Source organism: Cupriavidus sp. 22TCCZM04-2 (genome assembly GCF_057798895.1).
Genome location: NZ_JBYOJS010000006.1, coordinates 186440 through 210102, shown reverse-complemented (window position 1 = coordinate 210102; position 23663 = coordinate 186440). Strand labels below are relative to the sequence as shown.

Below are 23663 nucleotides of genomic sequence, written 5' to 3'. Positions count from 1 at the left end.
CGCGCCGCCTTTTGCTACAATCGCCGCCATGAGTTATCAAGTTCTAGCGCGCAAATGGCGCCCCAGGGATTTCACCACGCTGGTCGGCCAGGAGCACGTGGTCCGCGCGCTCACGCACGCGCTGGAACAGCAACGGCTGCACCACGCCTACCTGTTCACCGGCACGCGCGGGGTCGGCAAGACCACGCTGTCCCGGATCCTGGCCAAGGCCCTGAACTGTACCGGCCCTGACGGCAACGGCGGCATCACCGCGCAGCCGTGCGGCCAGTGCAAGGCCTGCACGGAAATCGACAGCGGCCGCTTCGTCGACTATATCGAGATGGACGCGGCCTCCAACCGCGGCGTCGACGAAATGGCGCAGCTGCTGGACAAGGCGGTGTACGCGCCGACGGCGGGGCGCTTCAAGGTCTACATGATCGACGAAGTGCACATGCTGACCAACCACGCCTTCAACGCCATGCTGAAGACGCTGGAGGAGCCGCCCGGCCACGTCAAGTTCATCCTGGCCACCACCGACCCGCAGAAGATCCCGGTCACGGTGCTGTCGCGCTGCCTGCAGTTCAACCTCAAGCAGATGCCGCCGGCGCAGATCGTGTCCCACCTGGACAACGTCCTGGCGCAGGAAGGCATCGGCCACGACGGCAACGCGCTGCGGCTGCTGGCCCAGGCGGCCCACGGCTCGATGCGCGACGCGCTGTCGCTGACCGACCAGGCCATTGCCTATAGCGCCGGCCAGGTCTCCGAGGAAGCCGTGCGCGGCATGCTGGGGGCAATCGACCAGGGTTACCTGGTGCAGCTGCTCGATGCGCTGGCTGCCGAGGACGGCGCCGCGCTGATCGGTATCGCCGATGCCATGGCCGACCGCAGCCTGTCGTTCGCGGGGGCCCTGCAGGATCTCGGTTCCCTGCTGCACAAGATCGCACTGGCGCAGGCCGTGCCGGCATCGGTGCAGGAAGAGTGGCCGGAAGCCGGCGACGTGCGCCGGCTGGCTGGCGTGTTCGATGCCCAGGAAGTCCAGCTGTTCTACCAGATTGCCAATCTCGGCCGCAACGAACTGGCGCTGGCCCCCGACGAGTACGCGGGCTTCACCATGACGCTGCTGCGCATGCTGGCCTTCCGCCCGTCGTCCAGTCCGGAGCCCCTGCCCGCCACGGCAGCGGGGCAGGGCGGTGGTGCCACGCCACGCGCGCGGTCTGCGGCTGCCGCGCAGGTTGCGGCGCCAGTTGCCGCCGCCGAACCGGTAGCCCGCCCTGTGGCGGTCGCCGCGCCGCCGGCAGCCGCGCCCGTGGCGCAGGCTCCGGTCGCTGCAGCGCCGGCCATGCCGGATGCCCGTAGCGACGCGCCGATGTCGCCGGCCCGGGCGGCCCTGGCGGCGGCACGTCAGGCGTCCGCTGCTCGCGGCGGTGGCGGCCGTACGCCGGTCGCAGCGCCCATGCCGTCGCCGACAGGTGGCGCCGCGCGCCAGCCGGCTCAGCCGCTGCGCGCGCCCGCGCCCACTACGGTGTCACGTCCCGCTCCCGCTCCCGCTCCCGCGCCCGCTGCGAGGCCTGCACCGGCTCGCAAGCCCGAGCCGGAAACGGAAAGCGTGCCACCGTGGGAAGCCGCCGGTGGCAGCGACATCCCGCCGTGGGAAGACCTGCCGCCCGACCTGCCAGCCTTTGGACCTTATGACAGCGAGCCCGCGAGCCTGCCGCCGAAGGCGACGACTCCCGCGCGCCAGTCAAAACCCGAGGCCCCCGCGCCGGAGGCCCCGCGCGCGCGGCCCGTCGCTGCAGCGGTCGCGCCACGGCCGCCCGTCGCGGCGGAAGACGGCACGCCGCCCGTGTTCACCGGCGCGTGGCCTGCACTGGCTGCCAGCCTGTCGATCAAGGGCCTGGCGCAACAGCTGGCGTACCAGAGCGAACTGACCCAGGTGGTGGGACGCACCTTCCACCTGCGCATCCCGGTCGCGGCCATCGGCGAGAATGGCGTCGCGGAACGCCTGCAGCAGGTGCTGTCGGACCATTTCGGCGTCGAAGTGCGTGTCCAGTGCGAAATCGGCGCGGTTTCGGAAACGGCCGCCGCGGCCGATGCCCAGGCCCGCGCCGAGCGCCAGGCCGAGGCCGAGGCCAATATCGAGGCCGATCCATTTGTGCAAGGCCTGCTGCGCGATTTTGGCGGGCAGATCGTGCCCGGTTCGATCCAGCCGCGCGTAGCCTGATTTTCCGGGCCGCGCGGGGCGCGGCCTTCCATCCGTTTACCATCGAATCCAGGAGCATTCCATCATGATGAAAGGTCAACTGGCGGGGCTGATGAAGCAAGCCCAGCAAATGCAGGAAAACATGAAGAAGATGCAGGAGCAACTGGCCCTGATCGAAGTCGAGGGCCAGTCCGGCGCCGGCCTCGTCAAGGTGGTCATGACCTGCAAGAACGACGTCAAGCGCGTCACCATCGATCCGAGCCTGCTGGCCGACGACAAGGACCTGCTGGAAGACCTGGTGGCCGCCGCGTTCAACGACGCCGTGCGCAAGGCCGAGGCGACCACGCAGGAAAAGATGGGCTCGATGACTTCGGGCCTGCCGCTGCCGCCGGGCTTCAAGCTGCCGTTCTGATCGATACTGCCGGCACGATGATGCGCGCAATGTCCATGTCGACGACGGGAGAGCGGCCGTGAAGGCATCGCCGCCGACCTCGCTGCAGGCGCTGATCGAGGCGCTGCGGGTGCTGCCCGGCGTGGGGCCGAAGTCCGCCCAGCGCATGGCCTACCACCTGCTGCAGCACGACCGCGAAGGCGCGCGCAAGCTGGGCGACGCCCTGCGCGGCGCGGCTGACCATATCCGCCATTGCGCGCGCTGCAATACCTTCACCGAGCAGGAAATCTGCGAGACCTGCCTGGACGACCGGCGCGACGCCTCGGTCCTGTGCGTGGTGGAGACGCCCGCCGACCAGGTCATGATCGAGCAGACCCTGACCTATCGCGGCAAGTATTTCGTGCTGATGGGGCGGCTCTCGCCGCTCGACGGCATCGGTCCCAAGGAAATCCATCTCGATCGCCTGCTGGCACGTGCCACCGATCCGGAAATGGGCGGTCCGGTGGGCGAAGTCATCGTCGCCACCAACTTCACCAGCGAAGGCGAAGCGACCGCGCACTACATCGGCGAAATGCTCAAGGCGCGCGGACTCAAGGTATCGCGCCTGGCGCGCGGCGTGCCGGTGGGCGGTGAACTCGAGTACGTCGATGCCGGCACCATTGCCCGTGCGGTGATGGACCGGCGCAATCTCTGAGCCCCGGACTTCCGTCCGCCAACCCACTCCGGCAACGCCTGCAATGAACCTGGCCCGCTTCGATCTTGTCACGCTCGGCTTGTTCGTGGCCGTGGTCCGGCAGGGCAGCATTTCGGCGGGCGCCAGGCAGTCTCACCTGGCGGTGGCGGCCGCCAGCAAGCGGATCTCGGACCTGGAAGCGGCCGTTGGCGCGCCGCTGTTCTTCCGTCACGCCGCCGGTGTGCAGCTCACCGAGGCCGGGCAGGCCTGCTTCCACCACGCGCTGACCATCCTGCAGGACGTCGAACGCATGGCCGGCGTGATGTCGGATTATGCGAGCGGCGTGCGCGGACAGGTGCGCGTCTGCTCCAACACCTCGGCCATCACGCAGTTCCTGCCGGATGACCTCGCGACGTTCATGCGGCTGCACCCGACCATCCGCATCGAACTGGAAGAGCAGAACAGCAGCGATATCGTCGCGGCGCTGGTCGAGAACCGCGCCGACGTCGGCATCTTTGCCGACCGCACGCCGAGCGCGGGCCTGGTGACCGTGGAGTACCGCCAGGACGAGCTGGTCATGGTCACGCCGCCGGGCCACCCGCTTTCGGAGCGCGGGCCGGTGCGCTACGCCGATACGCTCGAATACGACTTCGTCAGCCTGCCGCAGGTGACCTCGCTGGCTGCGCGCCTGCTCGAGGAAAGCAGCCGGCTGGACCGTCCGTTCCGGCTGCGCATCCAGGTGCGCAGCTTCGACGCCATGTGCCGCATGGTGATGGCCGGGCTGGGCGTAGGCGTGCTGCCGCGCATCGCCGCCGAGCCGCATGTGAAGTCGATGGGCCTGTCGCTCGTGACGCTGCAGGATGCCTGGGCCAAGCGCTCGCTGCTGATCGGCATGCGCGATCCGGCCGGCCTGACCGTCTCGGCCCGGTTGCTGATTACGCACCTTTGCGGCGATCGCGCGCCGTTCTAGCCACCTCACGCAAGGCCGCGGCCTTTCGCATTCCGAGAAAGCCCGCTTCACCGATTGCCGATTCCGGCCAGCAGGCCGCTGAGGCACACTCCGTCAAAACGCAATTGCGGCCCTCGTAAGGACAGGCCGCAACGGAACGGAGACAAGCATGGCGCAACAGATTCTCGAGGGCATCCGCGTCCTCGAACTTGGGCAACTGATTGCCGGCCCTTTCGCTGCCAAGACCCTGGCCGACTTCGGCGCCCACGTGGTGAAGGTCGAACCGCCCGGGCAGGGCGACCCGCTGCGCAAATGGCGCATGCTGCATGAAGGCACCTCGGTGTGGTGGGAAGCGCAATCGCGCAACAAGGAGTCGATCTGCATCGACCTGCGCCAGCCGGAAGGGCAGGCGCTGGTGCGCAAGCTGGCCGCCGAGGCCGACGTCCTGATCGAGAATTTCCGCCCCGGCACCATGGAGAAGTGGGGCCTTGGCTGGGACGTGCTGCACGCCGACAATCCGCGCCTGATCATGCTGCGCGTGTCGGGCTATGGCCAGACCGGCCCGAAGAAGGACGAACCCGGGTTTGCGGCCGTGGCCGAAGCCATGGCCGGCCTGCGGCACCTGACCGGCGAGCCGGGCCGTGCGCCGGTGCGCGCGGGCCTGTCGCTCGGCGATACGATCGCAGGGCTGCACGGCGCAATGGGCGTGCTGCTCGCCCTCTACCAGCGCGATGCGCGTGGCGGCGAGGGGCAGGTCATCGACGTGGCGCTGTATGAGTCGCTGTTCAACCTGAGCGAAAGCCTGCTGCCGGAGTACTCGGCATTCGGCGCAGTGCGCCAGCCTGCGGGCGGCGCGCTGCCCGGCATTGCGCCGTCGAACGCCTATCCGTGCCAGAGCGGGGAATATGTCCTGGTCGCGGCCAATGGCGACGCCATCTTCAAGCGACTGATGCACGCGATCGGCCGCGCCGACCTGGCGGAAGACCCGGCGCTCGCGCATAACGACGGCCGCGTGAAGCGCGTCGAGGAAATCGACGCCGCCATTACGGCCTGGACCCGCACGCAAGGCGTGGAACCGGTGCTGGCCGTGCTGCGCGAGGCCGAGGTGCCGTCGGGGCGCATCTACACCGTGAAGGACATTGCCGAAGACCCGCACTACCGCGCGCGCGGCGTGATCGAATCGGTCACGTCGGCCGGCGGCCTGACCGTGGAAGTGCCCGGCGTCGTGCCGAAGCTCTCGGGCAGTCCCGGCGGCATCCATGACCGCGCGCCGACGCTGGGCGAGCATACCGATGCCGTGCTGGCCCAGGCGGGGTTCGATGCCGCGGCCATCGCAGACCTTCGTGCCCGCAAGGTGATCGCATGAGCGCCGCAGCAAGCTCAGCCCTGCGCGGCCCCGCCCGCATCGAGATCAACGAGGTGTCGCCGCGCGACGGCCTGCAGATCGAGCCGGTGGTGGTGCCGACCGATGCCAAGGTGGCCTTTCTCGATGCGCTGTCCGCTTGCGGCTTCGCCCGGATCGAAGCAACGTCGTTCACATCCGCCAAAGCCATCCCCGCGCTGGCCGATGCCGAGGCGCTGATGCACCGCATGCACCGCCAGCCCGGCGTGCGCTACACCGCGCTGGTGCCGAACCTGCGCGGCCTGGAGCGCGCGCTGTCGTGCCAGCCGGACGAGGTCAACCTGGTGATGTCGGTCAGCGAAACCCACAACCGCGCCAACCTGCGCATGACACGCAAGCAGTCGCAGGCGCAGTTGCTGGCGATGATCGCCGAGGCGCGCGCCGGGGGCGTGCCGGTCAACGTGTCGTTGTCGACAGTGTTCGGCTGCCCGTTCGAGGGCGAGGTGGACAGCGATGCGGTAATGGCGCTTGCGGAGAACTTTGCGCAAGCCGGCGCGCAAGGCATCACGCTGTGCGACACCACCGGCATGGCTTATCCGAATCAGGTGGCGCAGCTGTGCGAGCAGTTTCAGCAGCGCCTGCCGGACGCGGGGCTGACCATCCATCTGCACAACACGCGCGGCATGGGGCTGGCCAATGCCGTGGCGGCATGGGAAACCGGCGTCACGCGCTTCGATGCCGCCGCCGGCGGACTGGGCGGCTGCCCTTATGCGCCGGGCGCCAGCGGCAACGTCGGCACCGAGGAACTCGTGCACATGTTTGCCTGCATGGGCGTGCAGACCGGTGTCGACCTCCCGGCGCTGCTCGACGTCGTGGCCGGCATTCCGGCGCTGGTGGACCGCGAAATCGGCAGCCAGCTGCTGCGCGCCGGCCCGCGCCTGCGCACGCATCAGCCGCCGGCCTGGCTGGCCGAACACTTCGCCGGCCAGGACTAGCTTCCTGCGGCAAGCGCGCCGCCGCAAGGCAGGCGTCACCATAAAAAAATCAGTCAATACCGATACCGGAGACATTTCATGAAGAAAGCCTTCTCTTTCCTGCCCGCGCGCCGCAAGCTGATGGCCGCAGCCGTGCTCGCCCTTGGGGGCGCCATCGCGGCGACGACCCCACGTGCCTTTGCCCAGGACGGCAGCTACCCGAGCCGCCCCATCACCCTGGTGGTTTCCGCCGCGGCCGGCGGCACCACGGACCTCGCGGCCCGCATGATTTCCGAGCCGCTGGCCAAGGCCCTGGGGCAGGCCGTTGTCGTGGACAACCGCCCGGGCGGCAACGGCAGCATCGCCGCGCAGGTCGTGGCACGGGCCAAGCCCGATGGCTACACGTTGCTGGTGCAGTACTCGGGCTTCCATGTCATCACGCCGCTGCTGGTGAAGAACCTGCCGTGGGACCCGGTCAAGGATTTCGCGCCGGTGGCCAACCTGCTGTCGGCGCCGCAGGTGCTGGTGGTGCGCCAGGCGCTGCCGGTCAAGTCGCTCAAGGAGCTGGTGGCCTATGCCAAGAGCCATCCGGACAAGCTGAACTACGCGTCGTCGGGCAACGGCTCGCTGCAGCATGTCTCGACCGAGTTGCTGAACCAGATGGCGGGGATCCACATCACCCACGTGCCGTACAAGGGCACCGGTCCGGCGATGACCGACCTGCTTGGCGGCAACGTGGACATGACCATGACCACGCCGCCGCCGCTGATGGGCCATATCGCCGCGGGCAAGCTGCGCCCGCTCGTGGTGACCAGCAAGACCCGGCTGCCCAGCCTGAAGGACGTGCCGTCGGCGCCGGAAGCGGGCTACCCCGACCTGGAGGTGTCGTCGTGGTTCGCCATGTACGCACCGGCGGGCACGCCCAAGCCCGTAATCGACAAGCTGGCCGGCGAGATCGAAAAGATCATGCGCACGGACGCGTTCCGCAAGAAGGCCGAGGAACTCGGCGCGCAAGCCGATTTCATGGGGCCGCAACAGCTGGCGCAGTACCAGAAGGCAGAGCTGGCGCGCTGGGCCAAGGTCATCAAGTCCGCCGATATCCACGCCGAATAGGCCCGGGCGGCAAGCCGATCGAAAGCAAAGGCGCGTAAGCTGGGGCCGGCTGCCATTTGGCCGGCTTTAGGTGTTCGCCCCGATGCGGGTCCGTGAAGGGTCCGCTAGCATCGCACTGAGCCGCCGCGCGGCACGCCGTTTGCAGACCCCAACGGGCAGGAGAATCAAATGGATAACAAGAAATTCTGGAAACAGTTGCTGATCGCGCTGGCGTTGTTCCTGGCAGGGTGGCTCACCTTCGGCCAGGCGCAGGCACAGGGCAAGCCGGAAAAGACCAAGGTCACGATTGCCGTCGGCGGCAAGAACCTGTTCTATTACCTGCCGCTGACCATCGCCGAGCGGCTTGGGTACTTCAAGGAAGAAGGGCTGGACGTCGATATCGTCGACTTCGCCGGCGGCGCCAAGGCGCTGCAGGCTGTGGTGGGCGGCAGCGCGGACGTGGTGTCCGGCGCGTACGAACACACCATCGGCCTGCAGGCCAAGGGCCAGCGCTACCAGGAGTTCGTGCTCCAGGGCCGCGCGCCGCAGATCGTGCTGGTGGTGTCGAACAAGACCATGCCGGGCTTCAAGTCGGTCGCCGACCTGAAGGGCAAGAAGATCGGCGTGACCGCGCCGGGCTCGTCGACCAACATGATGGCGAACTTCGTGCTGGCCAAGGCCGGTCTCAAGCCGTCGGACGTGTCGTTCATCGGCGTCGGCGCCAGCGCCGGCGCGGTGGCGGCGATGCGCTCGGGCCAGATCGATGCCATGGCCAACCTGGATCCGGTGATCTCGATGCTGACGCAAAAGAACGAAGTCCGCATCGCATCGGATACCCGCACGCTCAAGGACACGCAAGCGGTGTTCGGCGGCAATATGCCGTCGGGCTGCCTGTATGCGTCGTCGGCGTTCATCCAGCAGAACCCGAACACCACGCAGGCGCTGACCAATGCCATGGTCCGCGCGCTGAAGTGGCTGCAGAAGGCCGGTCCGTCCGACATCGTCAAGACCGTGCCGGAGAGCTACCTGCTGGGCGACCGCGCGCTGTACCTGGCAGCCTGGGACAAGGTCAAGGAAGCGATCTCGCCGGACGGCATGATGCCGGCTGACGGTCCGCGCACCGCGCAGAACATGCTGCAGCAGTTCGATGCCGAACTGAAGGGCAAGACCATCAAGCTGGAAGACACGTACACCAACGCGTTTGTGCAGAAGGCCAACGCCAAGTACAAGTAAACCCAGTTCACCCACACAGCCTCCGTTGCCGGCCCGCTGTGCGCAGCGGGCCTTTGCTTTGGGCGGCGGTGGCCATTCACTCACTCGATCCGAGCCGGCGCAAGCCGCGGCGGCAAGGTTGACGAGACGGTTTCCCATGAGCACTCCCGCACTTTCCCTCGACAAGGTCACCTGCACCTTTGTCTCGCGCGAAGACCGCAACCAGCGCTATACGGCGGTCAAGGACGTTACCCTGGCGATCCAGCCGGGCGAGTTCGTATCGGTGGTCGGCCCGACGGGCTGCGGCAAATCCACGCTGCTCAATGTCGGCGCCGGCCTGCTGGAGCCGTCCACCGGCAAGGTCACGGTGTTCGGCGAGGCGCTGCGCGGCATCAACCAGCGCGCCGGCTACATGTTCCAGGCCGAGGCGCTGATGCCGTGGCGCAGCGCGCTCGACAACGTGGTGGCGGGACTGGAGTTCCGCGGCGTGCCGCGTGCCGAGGCGGTGAAGCAGGGCGAGGAATGGCTGCGCCGCGTTGGCCTGGGCGGTTTCGGCGACCGCTATCCGCACCAGCTCTCCGGCGGCATGCGCAAGCGCGTCAGCCTGGCGCAAACGCTGGTGCTGGACCCCGACATCATCCTGATGGACGAGCCGTTCTCCGCGCTCGATATCCAGACGCGCCAGCTGATGGAGAACGAGGTGCTGGGCCTGTGGGCGGCCAGGCGCAAGGCGGTGCTGTTCATCACGCACGACCTCGACGAGGCGATTGCCATGAGCGACCGCGTGGTGGTGCTGTCCGCCGGACCGGGCACGCACCCGATCGGCGAGTTCGCGATCGACCTGCCGCGCCCGCGCGACGTGGCGGAGATCCGCAACCATCCGCGCTTTGTCGAGCTGCACGCCGCAATCTGGGACGTGCTGCGCGAAGAAGTTCTCAAGGGCTATGCGCAGCAGCGCAACGCGGCCTGAACCCGACGGCCAATCTGATACCGAAACCGAATTCCCATGGCATTCCGTCCTGACTCAAAGGGCATGCTGCGCGTCTGGCAGCTGCTGGTCCTGGTGGTGATCCTCGGCGTGTGGCACTTCGCCACGCGCTCGCAAGAGATCGCCTTCTTCTTTGGCGAGCCGCTGATGGTGGCGCAACGCATCTGGAACTGGTTTATCGTCGAGCGCGATATCTACCTGCACCTCGGCGTGACGCTGATCGAAACGGTGCTGGCATTCGGCATCGGCACCGTGGCCGGCCTGGGCGTGGGCCTGTGGCTGGCGCTGAGCCCGATGACCGCCGCCATCCTCGATCCCTACGTGAAGGCGATGAACTCGATGCCGCGCGTGATCCTGGCGCCGATCTTCGCGGTGTGGTTCGGGCTGGGGATCTGGTCCAAGGTGGCGCTGGCCGTGACGCTGGTATTCTTCATCGTGTTCTTCAACGTCTACCAGGGCGTGAAGGAAGTGAGCCCGGTGGTGCTGGCCAATGCGCGCATGCTGGGTGCCAACCAGCAGCAGTTGCTGCGCCACGTGTACCTGCCGAGCGCGACGAGCTGGGTGTTTTCGTCGTTGCACACCTCGGTGGGCCTGGCCTTCGTCGGCGCGGTGGTGGGCGAATATCTCGGCTCCGCGCGCGGCGTGGGCTACCTGATCCTGCAGGCCGAGGGCACCTTCGACATCAACACCGTGTTCGCGGGCATCGTGGTCCTGACGGCCTTCGCGCTTGTGCTGGACTGGATGGTCGGCATCGGCGAAAAGCGGCTGATGAAGTGGCAGCCGAAGACCGGCGAGACCGAAAAACTCTGAACGGACGCTAGGGCAGCGACTGTCCGCCCGGCGCGGGGAAGCGCACCGTGACGGTCAGGCCTCCGCCGGGAGTTTCATCCAGCGTGGTAGCGGCCTGGTGCAGCCTGGCGATCTCCCTGACGACCGGCAGGCCAAGCCCGGAGCCTTCGACGCCCTGGCCGCTCTCGCCGCGGTAAAAGCGCCGGAACACGTCTTCGCGCTCGGCCGGCGCAATGCCGGGGCCATTGTCGATCACCTGCAGCACGGCGGCCCCGTCCGCTTCTTGCGCGACCCTGACCGTGACAGCGGCGCCAGCGCCCGCATAGCGGATGGCATTGTCGATGAGATTGGCGGTCAGCTCCTGCAGCAGTTCCGTTTGCCCGAGCACGGTCGCCGGCTTATCTCCCTCGAAACCCAGATCGACGCCCTGGCGGCGCGCGACCAGCGCCCATTCCAGCGCCACCGCGCGCGCCGCGGCGTCGAGCGGAAGATCGCGTAGCGTGGGCGCGTAGCCGCTTTCTGAGTCGAGCCGCGACAGCGACAGCAGTTGCTGCACACCCTTTGCGGCATGGCGCACGGTGCCGTGCAGCACACGCATGTGTTCGCGCACGCGCTGGCCATCGGGCTCGCGCAGCGCCAGTTCGGATTCGGCCTGGATCACGGCCAGCGGCGTCTTGAGCTGGTGCGCGGCATCGGCGAAGAAGCGCTTGCGCGCCTGCAGCATGCGGTGCAGGCGGTCGACGTACTGGTTGAGCGCGCGCACCAGCGGCTTCATCTCCGACGGCAGGTCGCGGTGCTCGATCGGATCGAGCTGGCTGGCGCTGCGCGCCGCCACGGTATCGGACAGGCGGTGCAGGGGCCGCAGGCCGCGGCGCACGCCGAGCCAGACGATGCCCAGCGCCAGCGCCACCAGCACGAGTTCCTGCAGCAGTGAACCGACCAGGATCTCGCGCGCCAGTGCCTGGCGCGGCTCGATGGTTTCGCCGATGACGATCCATACCAGCTGGCTGCGCGCGGAGCCCACGTCGTGGACCGGCAGTGCCTGCGCCGCCATGCGCAGCGGCTGCTCGCGGAAGACGGTGTCGTAGAACACGGTCCGGTACAGCGGCGGGCGCGCGCCGGGCGGCCCCGGCAGGTCGTTGTAGCCGGTGACCGTGTCGCCATGGTCGTCGCGTACCTGGTAGAAGACATGCGGGCCGGCCTTGTCGTCGAACAGCTCCAGGGCGAGGTTCGGCACGTCGATGTCCAGCCGGCCATCGCGCAGCGCAATGCCCTCGCGCATCGCGCGCAGCGAGGCTTCTAGCGTGCGGTCGAAGGCCGTGTGCGCCGCCGACATGGCGCGCTCGTACGTGAGCCAGGCATCGAGTGCCAGCAATCCCAGCAGCGGCAGCAGCAGCCACAGCGACAGTTGCAGGCGCAGGCTCGGCGTCCTGCCGAGGCGGCTCATGGCGCGGGATCTGCGCGCGCTTCGAGCAGGTAGCCGAGGCCCCGCAGGGTGACGATGCCCACGCCGCTGCCGTCCAGCTTCTTGCGCAGGCGGTGGATATAGATCTCGATCGCATCGGGGTTGACCGACTCGTCGATGCCGAAGATCTTCTCGGACAGGGCCGCTTTGTTCACGGCCTTGCCATCGCGCAGCATCAGCACCTCCAGCACCGAGCGCTCGCGCTTCGTGAGCTGCAGCAGTTCGCCGTCGATCGTGAAAGCGTGGCTGATCGTGTCGTAATGCAGCGGGCCGCAATCGAGCTGCGTGGATTCGTGCCCGTGGCTGCGGCGGATCAGCGCCCGTGCTCGTGCCTCCAGTTCCGAGAGATCGAAGGGCTTGGCCAGGTAGTCGTCCGCGCCCAGGTCCAGGCCGCGCACGCGGTCTTCGACCGAGCCATGGGCGGTGAGGATCAGCACGGGCATCCGGTTGCGGCGCTGGCGCAGCCGGCGCAGCACCTCAAGACCGTCGAGACGCGGCAGGCCAAGATCCAGGATCAGCAGCGCATAGTCCTGCGTGGCCAGCAGGTGGTCGGCGCTGCGGCCGTCGTGCATGCAGTCGACCGCGAAGCCGGCCTGGGTCATGGCCTGCGTCAGGGAGTTGGCCAGCATCACGTTGTCTTCGGCAAGCAGGATACGCATCAGGTAATTCAAGGCAGCAGGGCAGGCGGCGCGGCGGCATGGGCCGGGCGGCGCTCGCTGCACAAGCGGGATGTGCCCGTCCGTGACCCGTCACGGCGCACAGCCCTGGGCAATTCAAATGAATGGAATGGCCCAGACTGATACAGCGAAGTGCGCAATCTTTAAAGCTAGGGAAACTCCCAACCCCGAGTTGGCCCAACACGCGCCAAAGCGCGTTCGCCCGAAAGCGAACTGAAAGTGCCGCTCCCCTACGATGCCGCCATTCCAGCGTTCCACCGCTTGCCGGATGGAACGCCATAACGACCAGGGGACAGTTGCGAGGGACGTGCCGGCAGACGGCTGCCGGCACCGGGGCCGACGCGGGGCGGCCACGACTCCAACGCAATGCGCTGCCGGCTTGCCCGGCGGACAAGATCCTCCGGCGCAAGCGACTGGCATTACCACAACAAGCAAAGCAAGGAGGGAAAGCATGAAACGTACGGCACTGGCCCTGGCCTGCATCGGTCTGACGGGTACCGGTTCGGCCTTCGCGCAGTCGAGCGTGACGATGTATGGCCTGGTGGATGCAGGCGTCGAGTATGTCAACCATGCCGGGCCCAATGGCTCGTTGGTCAAGCTGACGTCGGGCGGCCGCAATACCTCGCGCTGGGGCCTGCGCGGTACCGAGGACCTGGGTGGTGGCCTGAAGGCGCTCTTCAACCTGGAAAGCGGCATTGCCATCGACACCGGCAACCTCGATACCAGCGGCACGCTGTTCGATCGCCGTGCGACGGTGGGCCTGAGCAGCAGCTATGGCCAGGTGGTGATGGGACGCACGTTCACCACGACCTACGATTTCATGCTGCCTTTCGATCCGATGGGCTACGCGCCGAACTATTCGTGGGCGACGTCTTCGACCGCCACCGGCGGCCGCAAGGACGGGCTGTTCTCGCGCGCGTCGAATGCCATCCGCTATGACGGCGCCTTCGGTGGCTTCAAGCTGGGCGCGACCGCGGCCATGGGTGAAGTGGCCGGTGATTTCAAGACTTCGTCGAAGTATGCCCTCGGCGTTGGCTACAACGCGGGCAAGTTCGCCGCCGCGGCGACCTGGGACCGCCAGAACGGCGCCGGCAGCAGCACCACGCCAGCCGATGCCACCGACTACATCCAGGGCATCCACGCTGGTGCCAGCTATGACTTCGGCAGCCTGTCGCTGTTCGCCGGCTACCGCAACTACAAGCGCACGCTGACCACGGGCGCGGCTTCGGAGCGCAGCGACATGTACTGGGGCGGCGCCAGCTACGACTTCACGCCGGCGTTCACGCTGTATGGCGCGGTCTACAAGCAGAACATCAAGGGCGGCAACGACGCCGACCCGATCCTGTTCTCGCTGCGCGCGCAATACTCGTTCTCGAAGCGCACGCTGGCCTATCTGTCGGCCGGCTACGCCAAGGCCCGCAATGGCCAGAACGTCAGCCTGTCGCGCGATTTCATCGGCTATGCCAACAGCCAGACCGGCGTGATGGCCGGTCTGCAGCACCGCTTCTGACGAGGTTCATGTCGATGCAGCAATCCACCGATTGCTGATTTGGGAACTGTCTTCCGCTGCCAGTAGGGGTGTGCATTCAGGCGGAAGACGGCTTGGGGCGAATTGCCCCATCGGAGGGCGCAGGGCGTTGCCGCACGCACTGCGCCCTTATTTTTATGACCGTTTCCGCTTCAGGGAACGATCACGACCTTGCCGGTCACCTTGCGCGCTTCCATGTCCTTGAGCGCTTGCGGAGCCTGCTCCAGCGAGTAGCGCGCGGAAATGTGCGGACGCAGCTTGCCTTCCCTTATCCAGCCCAGCATCTGCGCCATATTGGCCGCGTTGGCTCGCGGTTCGCGCCGCACGAAATCGCCCCAGAACACGCCCACCAGCGATGCGCCCTTCAGCAGCGCCAGGTTCAGCGGAATCTTCGGGATCTCGCCATTGGCGAAGCCCACCACCAGATAGCGGCCGCGCCATCCGATCGAGCGGAAGGCCGGCTCGGCATAGACGCCGCCGACGGGGTCGTAGATGACGTCCGGGCCGTTGCCGTCGGTCAGCGCCTTGACGCGTTCGCGCAGGTCTTCGGTGCTGTAGTTGATCAGCGCGTCGGCGCCGTGCTCCTTGCAGACCGCGAGTTTTTCATCGGTCGATGCCGCCGCGATGACCCGCGCGCCGATTGCCTTGCCGATTTCGATCGCGGCGAGCCCGACGCCACCAGCGGCGCCCAGCACCAGCATGGTCTGGCCAGCCTTGAGTTCGCCGCGGTCCACCACCGCGTGGTGGGAGGTGCCGTAGGTGAGGGTGAACGCTGCCGCGGTTTCAAAATCGATGCCCGGCGGCATCGGCATGACCTTGTTGGCGGGCGCTTTCACGTGCGAAGCGAAGGCGCCATTACCGAGATAGGCAATCACGTGGTCGCCCGGCTTGACGTGGCTCACTCCCGCGCCGACCGCGGTGACGATGCCTGCCAGTTCCGAACCCGGCGTGAACGGCAGTTCGGGCTTGGCCTGGTATTTGTTCTGGATGATGAGCACGTCCGGAAAGTTCACGCCGGCGGCCTTCACCTCGATCAGCACTTCGCCCTGGTCCGGGACCGGATCCGGCAGGGTTTCGACGGTCAGGGAATCGGGCGGCCCCCAGGCTTTGCACAGAACGGCTTTCATCTTGTCTCCGGTGATAGGTATGGTTGATTAATGCTGGCGCCTGTCCGCTTGCCGCAGCCAGACGGCAAAGCCAAGTGTAGCGCAAATAGCACGATCGTTTTTTTTCTCGATTTCACCGGTTTGCGTCCCGCATGGCGGCGCGGGACGGCAGCTTTCGCGGCGCCTGCGGGGGCCGCTTGTGCAGGCGCCGTCAGGTACAATCGCGGGATGCACATCCTTCTAGCCAACGACGACGGTTATCTCGCGCCGGGACTCGCCGTCTTGCACGCCGCGCTCGCTCCGCTGGCGCGTATCACGGTGATTGCACCCGAGCAAAACCACAGCGGGGCTTCGAACTCGCTGACGCTGCAGCGGCCGCTGTCGATCTACGAGGCGCGTGAAGGCGTGCAGAAGGGATTCCGCTTCGTCAACGGCACGCCGACCGACTGCGTGCATATCGCGCTGACCGGCCTGCTCGACGAAAAACCCGACCTGGTGGTGTCCGGCATCAACCAGGGGCAGAACATGGGCGAGGACGTGCTGTATTCCGGCACGGTCGCGGCCGCCATCGAGGGCTACCTGCTCGGCATTCCCTCGATCGCGTTCTCGCAGGTGCACAAGGGCTGGGAGCATCTCGACGCTGCTGCGCGTGTGGCGCGTGCCGTGGTCGAGCGCGCGATTGCGACGCCGCCCACCGAGCCGTTCCTGCTGAACGTCAATATCCCGAACCTGCCTTTCGAACATATCAAGGGCTACCGCGCGACGCGGCTTGGCAAGCGGCATCCGTCGCAGCCGGTGATCACGCAGGTCAACCCCCGCGGCGATACCAACTACTGGATCGGCCCGGCGGGCGACGCGCGCGATGCGAGCGAGGGCACCGATTTCCACGCGACGGGCGAGGGCTATGTGTCGCTCACGCCGTTGCAGCTCGACCTGACGCATCGCGGCCAGCTCGACGCGCTTGCCAAGTGGCTGAACTAGCCATTCCCGCCGTAGCGTCTCACCCCCGATGAGCCCAACGCCCCCTCGCAGCAAGTTTCCCCTGCCGCTGGACGCCGTCGTGCAGCGCAAGCCGGAACCGGCGCGCACGGCCGGCATGCCGGCAGTCGGCGCGCCACGCCCGGCAGGGGCGCCGGCCAAGCTCCGCGACAAGCAGCCCTGCACGCCCACGCCGGCGGCGAGTGCCGTGGAGGCACGCGCTTCGGCCGCGACGGCGGGCGGCGGCGGCATGGCATCGGACCGCGCGCGTGGCGCGCTGGCGGCGCGGCTGCGTGCCGGGGGCATCCGCGACGAACGCGTGCTGGCCGCCATCGGCACCGTGCCGCGTCATCTGTTCGTCGAGCCAGGGCTGGCATCGCAGGCCTATGAGGATGCCGCGCTGCCCATTGGCCATCAGCAAACCATCTCGAAGCCGTCGGTGGTCGCGCGCATGATCGAACTCCTGCGTGAGGGACTGCCGGCGGCCACCCCCCTGGAGCGCGTGCTGGAGATCGGCACCGGCTGCGGCTACCAGGCCGCGGTGCTGAGCCTGGTCGCGCGTGAAGTCTTTTCCATCGAGCGCATCCGTCCGCTGCATGAGCAGGCGAAGGCGAACCTGCGGCCGCTGCGCGTGCCAAACCTGCGGCTGCATTATGGCGATGGCATGCTCGGCCTGCCGCAGGCGGCGCCGTTCTCGGCCATCATCCTTGCCGCGGCCGGCATGGACGTGCCACAGGCCCTGCTCGAGCAGCTTGCCATTGGCGGCCGGCTGATCGCGCCAGTGGCGCTGATGCCGCCACCGGGAGCAACGGGCCAGACGGTCACGCAGCAGCTGCTGCTGATCGAGCGGCTCAATCGGCATCGCTTTCACCGGACCGCGCTTGAAGCCGTTTTCTTTGTGCCCTTAAAATCGGGCACCATCTGAGTCGAACTATGCACAAGATCGTGAATTCGCATCACTTTGCACGCGCTGGCCAGCTTGTGGCGGCTTCCACGCTGGCGACGCTGTTGGCCGCCTGCGCCAATTCGCCGATGCCGGCGCCCGTGGTGGACCGCACCTCGACCGCCAGCACGGCGGCTGCGCCGCTGGAACCCGCACCTCCTGGATACTATCGGGTCAAGCGAGGCGATACCCTTTACCGCATCGCGCTCGAGAACGGCCAGTCGTACCGCGATGTCGCGGGCTGGAACAATATCAGCAACGCCAACCAGATCGAGGTGGGCCAGTTGTTGCGTGTCGTCCCGCCTGGCGCGGACGTCAATGCCGGCCAGGGCGTGACCACCACGCCGGTGGCGCCGGGTTCGATCCAGGGGCAGCCGCTCGACCAGGCGCGTCCGGCTGGCACGCCGGTGCCGCCTGCCCCGGCCGCCGCCGCGCCGGCGGCAGGTGCCGCAGCGTCCGCCAGCACGTCCGCGCCGGTCGCCGACGGGGCGATGAAACTGGCGTGGCCGGCAACCGGCCAACTGATCGGTAGATTTGATGACAAGAGTAATAAAGGCATCGATATTGCGGGCAAGAAAGGCGATGCCGTGCTGGCTGCCGACGACGGTCGGGTGATTCACGTTGGCCCCTTGCGCGGCTACGGGAATCTTGTCATCATCAAACACAATGAGACATTTCTTACTGCCTACGGTCACAACGACAAGGTGCTGGTGGCAGAGCAATCAACGGTCCGAAAGGGACAGAAGATTGCGGAGATGGGCAACAGTGATACCGACCGGGTAAAGCTTCACTTCGAAGTTCGCAAGAACGGAAAACCGGTTGATCCGATGCGGTATCTGCCGCCACAGTGAGGGTTCATGCCACGCCAGAAAACTGTCTCCTCCGGAACCGCCAGCAGGGCCCGCCGTCCCAAGCAGCCGGAAGTGAAGGCTGGTGTGGCCCATGCCGACGATCGCGTTGATCTGGACGACGTCGGCGCTGACCTGCTCCCCGTCACCGATGAACCGATCGCGACGACGGCGGCCGTCGGCCTTCGCGAGGCCGACCTGCTCAGCGACGACAATGATCGCCAGCTGCGCGATGATGACGACGATGAGGCAGAAGAGGAAGAAGAGAGCGAGGGCGAGAATGGCACTGAACCCGCCGCGGCGGAGCACGATGACTTCCGCACGGTCCTGCACACGGAACTGGCTGCCGATACGGTCCAGCACTACCTGAACCGCATCAGCATCAAGCCGCTGCTGTCGGCGCCCGAGGAGCTGCATTTCTCGACGTTGGCCAAGGACGGCGACTTCTCCGCGCGGCAGGTCATGATCGAGCGTAACTTGCGCCTGGTCGTGAGTATCGCCAAGGGCTACCTGAACCGCGGCGTGCCGCTGCTGGACCTGATCGAGGAAGGCAACCTCGGCCTGATGCACGCGATCGAGAAATTCGATCCCTCGCGCGGCTTTCGTTTTTCCACTTATGCGACCTGGTGGATCCGCCAGAGCATCGAGCGCGCCATCATGAACCAGGCGCGCACGGTACGCTTGCCGGTCCACGTGATCCGTGAACTCAACCAGGTGCTGCGTGCAAAGCGGCACCTGGAAAAAGGCGGCACCGACGGCCGCGACGCCAGCCTCGAAGATATTGCCCACCTGCTGGGCAAGACGCCTGACGAAGTGCAGGACGTGCTGGCGCTTAACGAACATACCACCTCGCTCGATACGCCGTTTGACCTGGACCCGGGCTCCAGCCTGCTGGACTTCCTTTCCGACGAGCACAACGCCGCGCCGGACCAGGAGGTCGCGCACCGCGAGCTCGAAGGGCTGATGAAGCTGTGGCTGGCCCGCTTGTCGGAAAAGCACCGCTATGTGGTGGAGCGCCGCTTCGGCCTGAACCACATCGAACCGGCCACGCTGGAAGAGCTGGCCGAGGAAATGGGCCTGACGCGCGAGCGCGTGCGCCAGATCCAGCAGGAAGCCCTGGTCAAGCTCAAGCGGCATTTCGCATCGCAAGGTGTCAGGAAGGACGCCGTTCTATGACTCCTGTGCTGGTATTCGACATCGAGACCATTCCCGATGTCGACGGCCTGCGCCGTTTGCATGACCATCCCGCATCGATGAGCGACGACGAAGTCGCCGAGCATGCGTTCTCAGCCCGCCGCGAAAAGACCGGAAGCGATTTCCTGCCGCACTACCTCCAGCGCGTGGCAGCGATTTCCTGCGTGTTGCGCCGTACGCAGCGCGACGGATCGGCCGTCTTCCATGTCGGCTCGCTGGGAACCCTGGAGGATGGCGAGGCGACGCTGATCCAGAAATTCTACGAACTGATCGCACGTTACAGCCCGCAACTGGTGTCGTGGAATGGCGGTGGCTTCGACTTGCCCGTGCTGCACTACCGTGGCCTGGTCCACGGCGTCGCCGCGCCGCGCTACTGGGAAATGGGCGAGGGCCGCGAGGACGACAGCCGCGACTTCAAGTGGAACAACTACATCAGCCGCTACCACATGCGGCACCTGGACCTGATGGACCTGCTTGCCATGTACCAGCCGCGCGCGAGCGCACCGCTGGATGACCTGGCCAAGCTGTGCGGCTTCCCGGGCAAGATGGGCATGGACGGCAGCAAGGTATGGCGCGCGTTCCAGGATGGCCAGCTCGAATCCATCCGTGCGTACTGCGAGACCGACGTCGTCAATACGTATCTGATGTACTGCCGCTTCCAGCTGATGCGGGGCGGCGTGACGCCGCGAGAGTTCGATCAGGAGGTGGAGCTCGTGCAGGAGTCGCTGGCCGAACTGCCGGGCGAGCAATGGATGGAATACCTCCAGGCGTTCCGCCTGAAGCGCCTGACGCCGGAAGACGAAGAGCTGGACTGAGTCACCGGCGGGGCCCGCCGGTGGCGCGGGCTTTCTTCAGATGTCCAGTGACAGCACGATGGGCTGGTGGTCCGAGTCCTTCGTCGCGGCATTGACCTCGCACCGGGTGACCTGGCCGGCAAGATTCTCCGTCACGAAGACGAAATCGCAGGCGAAGGGCGGTTCGGGCCATTGCTCCTTGTCGTACATGGCGCAGGTGGGCGCGTGCGGCTGGCCCGGATGCCCGAGCAGCCATGCGTCGCGCCATCGCGTGGTGCCATCGTCGAAAGGCTCCAGCACCCTCCGGTAAGCAATGTCGGAGGGTTTGCTGTTGAAGTCGCCGCACAGGACGGCTTCGGATGGCCGGGCTTCCGGTGTGAATGGTCCAGGGGTCGGTTCGCTGCGGCCGGGACGGCGTGCGTGGCCGCAGGCCTCGGCGTGCCAGTTGCGCAAGGCGTCGGCCTGGGCCGCACGCTGGGTCGCCGAATAGTATTCCAGGTGCGTACAGACGACGCGCAGGCGCTTGCTTCCCGATTGAACAGTAGCTTCCAGTGCCACGCGGGGCATCGATGCCACATCGGGATCGGGAGGCCAGGGCAGGGCGTGGCGGAATAACTCTCGCACCGGTAGCCGCGTGGCGATCACATTGCCGAACTGGCGCGGACCGCCGTTGCTGCCGAAGCGGTCGACGCCCGGGGCGAACATCACGCGATAGCCCGGCAGCAGCGCCGCCAGCTCCGCCACCTGATCGGCACCGGGGGCTCCGCGCAGGTCGCCAAAGCCGCGGGTGACTTCCTGCAGGCAGATGACGTCGGCGTCTGCCATCGCGCGCATGGTGGCCACGCTGCGCGACAGGTCGACTTGTCCGTCGGCGCCCCGGCCCCACTGGATATTCCACGAAATCAGTTCCATGGCATGACTCCTTTCGCGGTGCGCCACCGTTCGACCGGCTTCGCACTGCGTGTCTGGACTACAATCGCGCTTTCGCAAAACAATACGTCAGGTTTCGTCTGGTGTCCCAAGTCGTGTCCTCTCCGCAAGAAATGCCGGCAACGCCGCGTGCTGTATCTGCCAACCCCCCCGCGGCCCCCGCTGCCGCCGCGCCCACGGCCGATCCCGTGGTCGCCATTGACAGCCTCGACATGGAGGCCCGCGGTGTCGGCCGCCTGGTCAATGAGGACGGTACACCCGGCAAGGTGATCTTCGTCGAGGGCGCGCTGCCCGGCGAGACCGTGACCTACAAGAGCTATCGCCGCAAGCCGAGCTACGAGCAGGCGCACCTGCTTGAAATCCGGCAAGAGTCCGTCATGCGGGTCAAGCCGGGCTGCCAGTATTTCGGCATTTGCGGCGGGTGCTCGATGCAGCATCTTGACTCGCGCGCGCAGCTCGCCATCAAGCAGCGCGTGCTGGAAGACAATCTCTGGCATCTCTCGAAAGTCCGGCCGGAAGTGATGTTCCGGCCCATTGCCGGCCCGGACTGGGGCTACCGCTATCGGGCGCGCCTGACCGTACGGCACGTCGCCAAGAAGGGCGGGGTACTGGTCGGCTTCCACGAACGCAAGAGCAGCTATGTCGCGGATATGAAGAGCTGCGAGATTCTTCCGCCACATGTCTCCGCGATGCTGGTGCCGTTGCGCGAACTGGTGGGGAGTCTCTCGATCCTCGACCGCATGCCGCAAATCGAACTGGCGGTCGGCCACGAAGTCACGGCGCTGGTGCTGCGTATTCTTGAGCCGCTGACCGAAGCGGACAAGGACTTGCTGCGCGCTTTCGCCGACCAGCACAACGTCCAGTTCTGGCTGCAGCCCAAGGGGCCGGACACCGTGGCGCCGTTCTATCCGCTCGACCGGGAGCTGGCCTATACGCTGCCGGAGTTCGGCATCCGCATGCCGTTCAAGCCGACGGATTTCACGCAGGTCAACCACCAGATCAACCGTGTGCTGATCGGCCGTGCTTTGCGTCTGCTGGACGCCAGGCCGGATGACCGCCTGCTCGACCTGTTCTGCGGCATCGGCAACTTCACGCTGCCGCTGGCTACGCAGGGCCGCTCCGTCATGGGTATCGAAGGCAGCGAAGCGCTGACGACCCGCGCGCTGGCCAATGCCGGTCACAACGGGCTGGCGCACAAGACGGAATTCGCCTGCCGCAATCTGTTTGAAGTCACTGCCGAGGATATCGCCGCGCTGGGCCGCTTTGACCGCTGGCTGGTCGATCCGCCGCGCGAGGGCGCGCTGGCGGTGTGCAAGGCGCTTGGCGAACTGGCGCAGCAGGGCAGCGACGTGCTCCCGAGCCGGATCGTCTACGTTTCATGCAGCCCGTCGACGCTGGCCCGCGATGCTGGCCTGCTGGTGCACGAGGCTGGCTACCGGCTGGTGGGCGCGGGCGTCGTGAACATGTTCCCGCATACCTCGCACGTCGAGTCGATCGCCGTGTTCGAGCGCGGTTGAGCGGCAGGGCAGCGATAGCCGCCCAATGAAAAACGCCGGCCATGTGGCCGGCGTTTTTCTCATCTTCGCCGAAGCGGTGTCAGTCCCGGCTGCCGCCGAAAATGCCCAGCAGGGCCAGCAGGTTCGTGAACACGTTGTAGACGTCGAGGTAGATCGCCAGGGTCGCGGTGATGTAGTTGGTTTCGCCGCCATTCACCACGCGCTGCACATCGAACAGGATGTAGGCCGAGAAAATACCGATGGCGATGACCGACACCGTGATCATCAGCGACGGCAGTTGCAGCCAGATGTTGGCCACGCTGGCCAGGATCAGCAGGATCACGCCGACGAACAGGAACTTGCTCAGCCCGGAGAAATCACGCTTGCTGACCGTGGCGATGGTGGCCATGGCGCCGAATACGGCCGCGGTGCCGCCAAAGGCATACATGATCAGTGCCGGCCCGTTCGAGAACTGCAGCACCGCGCCAATCAGGCGCGACAGCATCAGCCCCATGAAGAACGTGAAGGCCAGCAACAGGACCACGCCCATGCTGCTGTTCTTGGTCTTCTCGATGCCGTAGAAGAACGCGAACGCGATGCCCAGGAAGAGGATCAGCGACAGGCCGGGGCTACCCGCCATGAAGCTGAAGCCGCTCGCCACGCCGATCCACGCGCCGAGCACGGTCGGGATCATCGAGATGGCCAGCAGCCAGTAAGTGTTGCGCAAGACCCGGTTGCGCACGACGACGTCACTGACCGTCGACGCATTGCCGAATCCATATGTGTTCAGCTTGTTATCCATGGTGACTCCTGTTTCTTAACGGTGAGGCGCCGGGGCAACCCGGTGCCGACGCATCGCCAATGTGGCATCGCCTCTGCGGAATTGCAAGGGGATTAAAGTGTTACATCGGTCACTTATATGCAGTTGTGGTCGGGTTTGTGGCTCATGTTTGACGGTTTTGCATGTATTGCGTTCCGTGCATGGGGCCGGCGCGGGATATGAAGAATGTGTCGCATCGCATGTTGCAGTGCCGCATCCGGCTTCCCTTGGGCCAGCATAGGGCGGGCGCGCTCGAAACCGTCATCGTCTCATGCTAGAATTCTCGTTTAATCCA

General features: G+C 66.5%; 22 protein-coding genes. 17 read left to right on the top strand and 5 right to left on the bottom strand.

The window, feature by feature from the left end; all coding sequences use genetic code 11:
• Positions 1–28: 28 nt before the first annotated feature.
• The 10 genes from AC3FKG_RS12300 to AC3FKG_RS12255 all read left to right on the top strand — a co-directional run bounded on the left by AC3FKG_RS12300 (position 29) and on the right by AC3FKG_RS12255 (position 10610).
• The gene (locus AC3FKG_RS12300) at positions 29–2200 is read left to right on the top strand and encodes a DNA polymerase III subunit gamma/tau (protein ID WP_488743209.1); all 2172 of its coding nucleotides are present in this window, start codon (positions 29–31) and stop codon (positions 2198–2200) included.
• Positions 2201–2264: 64 nt separating this feature from the next.
• On the top strand, positions 2265–2591 hold the full coding sequence (locus AC3FKG_RS12295; RefSeq protein WP_224009115.1) for a YbaB/EbfC family nucleoid-associated protein: 327 nt from the start codon (positions 2265–2267) through the stop codon (positions 2589–2591).
• Between the two features lie 58 nt (positions 2592–2649).
• Positions 2650–3264, top strand: a complete 615-nt coding sequence (gene recR, locus AC3FKG_RS12290) for a recombination mediator RecR (protein ID WP_483708497.1) — start codon at positions 2650–2652, stop codon at positions 3262–3264.
• Between the two features lie 43 nt (positions 3265–3307).
• Entirely contained in the window at positions 3308–4213 is a 906-nt protein-coding gene (locus tag AC3FKG_RS12285) for a LysR family transcriptional regulator (protein WP_483708496.1), read from the top strand.
• 148 nt (positions 4214–4361) lie between these two features.
• Positions 4362–5558: a CaiB/BaiF CoA transferase family protein gene (locus AC3FKG_RS12280; RefSeq protein WP_483708495.1), complete on the top strand. Its 1197-nt coding sequence runs from the start codon at positions 4362–4364 to the stop codon at positions 5556–5558.
• Entirely contained in the window at positions 5555–6529 is a 975-nt protein-coding gene (locus AC3FKG_RS12275) for a hydroxymethylglutaryl-CoA lyase (RefSeq protein ID WP_488743208.1), read from the top strand. Before AC3FKG_RS12280 ends, AC3FKG_RS12275 begins: the two co-directional genes overlap by 4 nt.
• Positions 6530–6607: 78 nt before the next feature.
• Positions 6608–7621: a Bug family tripartite tricarboxylate transporter substrate binding protein gene (locus AC3FKG_RS12270; RefSeq protein WP_488743207.1), complete on the top strand. Its 1014-nt coding sequence runs from the start codon at positions 6608–6610 to the stop codon at positions 7619–7621.
• A gap of 168 nt (positions 7622–7789) precedes the next feature.
• On the top strand, positions 7790–8833 hold the full coding sequence (locus tag AC3FKG_RS12265; RefSeq protein ID WP_488743206.1) for an ABC transporter substrate-binding protein: 1044 nt from the start codon (positions 7790–7792) through the stop codon (positions 8831–8833).
• A 136-nt stretch (positions 8834–8969) separates the two neighbouring features.
• Positions 8970–9782 (top strand): ABC transporter ATP-binding protein, encoded by an 813-nt coding sequence (locus tag AC3FKG_RS12260; protein ID WP_488743205.1) that lies wholly within the window; start codon positions 8970–8972, stop codon positions 9780–9782.
• A 36-nt stretch (positions 9783–9818) separates the two neighbouring features.
• Entirely contained in the window at positions 9819–10610 is a 792-nt protein-coding gene (locus AC3FKG_RS12255) for an ABC transporter permease (RefSeq protein ID WP_483708489.1), read from the top strand.
• Positions 10611–10617: 7 nt separating this feature from the next.
• Here AC3FKG_RS12255 and AC3FKG_RS12250 read toward each other — a convergent pair whose 3' ends face one another.
• Complete coding sequence (locus tag AC3FKG_RS12250; protein ID WP_488743204.1) at positions 10618–12036, bottom strand: sensor histidine kinase; 1419 nt, start codon at positions 12034–12036, stop codon at positions 10618–10620.
• Positions 12033–12713 carry a response regulator gene (locus tag AC3FKG_RS12245; protein WP_483708487.1) on the bottom strand — a complete coding sequence of 227 codons (681 nt, stop codon included), beginning with the start codon at positions 12711–12713 and terminating at the stop codon, positions 12033–12035. Before AC3FKG_RS12245 ends, AC3FKG_RS12250 begins: the two co-directional genes overlap by 4 nt.
• A gap of 469 nt (positions 12714–13182) precedes the next feature.
• On the opposite strand from AC3FKG_RS12245, the gene AC3FKG_RS12240 reads away from it, so the two are divergent.
• On the top strand, positions 13183–14241 hold the full coding sequence (locus AC3FKG_RS12240; protein ID WP_488743203.1) for a porin: 1059 nt from the start codon (positions 13183–13185) through the stop codon (positions 14239–14241).
• A gap of 170 nt (positions 14242–14411) precedes the next feature.
• Here AC3FKG_RS12240 and AC3FKG_RS12235 read toward each other — a convergent pair whose 3' ends face one another.
• Positions 14412–15386 (bottom strand): NADPH:quinone oxidoreductase family protein, encoded by a 975-nt coding sequence (locus AC3FKG_RS12235; RefSeq protein WP_483708485.1) that lies wholly within the window; start codon positions 15384–15386, stop codon positions 14412–14414.
• Between the two features lie 207 nt (positions 15387–15593).
• Here AC3FKG_RS12235 and surE point away from each other — a divergent pair, with 207 nt between their 5' ends.
• The 5 genes from surE to AC3FKG_RS12210 are packed head-to-tail and all read left to right on the top strand — an operon-like array spanning position 15594 to position 20143.
• On the top strand, positions 15594–16346 hold the full coding sequence (surE, locus tag AC3FKG_RS12230) for a 5'/3'-nucleotidase SurE (RefSeq protein ID WP_483708483.1): 753 nt from the start codon (positions 15594–15596) through the stop codon (positions 16344–16346).
• 28 nt (positions 16347–16374) lie between these two features.
• Complete coding sequence (locus AC3FKG_RS12225; RefSeq protein WP_488743202.1) at positions 16375–17268, top strand: protein-L-isoaspartate(D-aspartate) O-methyltransferase; 894 nt, start codon at positions 16375–16377, stop codon at positions 17266–17268.
• 8 nt (positions 17269–17276) lie between these two features.
• The gene (locus AC3FKG_RS12220; RefSeq protein WP_488743201.1) at positions 17277–18137 is read left to right on the top strand and encodes a peptidoglycan DD-metalloendopeptidase family protein; all 861 of its coding nucleotides are present in this window, start codon (positions 17277–17279) and stop codon (positions 18135–18137) included.
• 6 nt (positions 18138–18143) lie between these two features.
• Positions 18144–19310, top strand: coding sequence for an RNA polymerase sigma factor RpoS (gene rpoS, locus AC3FKG_RS12215; RefSeq protein ID WP_483708480.1), 1167 nt, complete (start codon positions 18144–18146; stop codon positions 19308–19310).
• A complete protein-coding gene (locus tag AC3FKG_RS12210) occupies positions 19307–20143 on the top strand; it encodes a 3'-5' exonuclease (RefSeq protein WP_483708479.1) in 837 nt (278 codons plus the stop codon). Before rpoS ends, AC3FKG_RS12210 begins: the two co-directional genes overlap by 4 nt.
• A 36-nt stretch (positions 20144–20179) precedes the next feature.
• On the opposite strand, the gene AC3FKG_RS12205 is transcribed toward AC3FKG_RS12210, so the two are convergent.
• Positions 20180–21034, bottom strand: coding sequence for an endonuclease/exonuclease/phosphatase family protein (locus AC3FKG_RS12205; RefSeq protein ID WP_488743200.1), 855 nt, complete (start codon positions 21032–21034; stop codon positions 20180–20182).
• A 131-nt stretch (positions 21035–21165) separates the two neighbouring features.
• On the opposite strand from AC3FKG_RS12205, the gene rlmD reads away from it, so the two are divergent.
• The gene (gene rlmD, locus AC3FKG_RS12200; protein ID WP_488743230.1) at positions 21166–22569 is read left to right on the top strand and encodes a 23S rRNA (uracil(1939)-C(5))-methyltransferase RlmD; all 1404 of its coding nucleotides are present in this window, start codon (positions 21166–21168) and stop codon (positions 22567–22569) included.
• A gap of 79 nt (positions 22570–22648) precedes the next feature.
• Here the strand turns inward: rlmD and AC3FKG_RS12195 are convergent, their stop codons facing one another.
• The gene (locus AC3FKG_RS12195; protein WP_483708477.1) at positions 22649–23350 is read right to left on the bottom strand and encodes a Bax inhibitor-1/YccA family protein; all 702 of its coding nucleotides are present in this window, start codon (positions 23348–23350) and stop codon (positions 22649–22651) included.
• Positions 23351–23663: the final 313 nt, after the last annotated feature.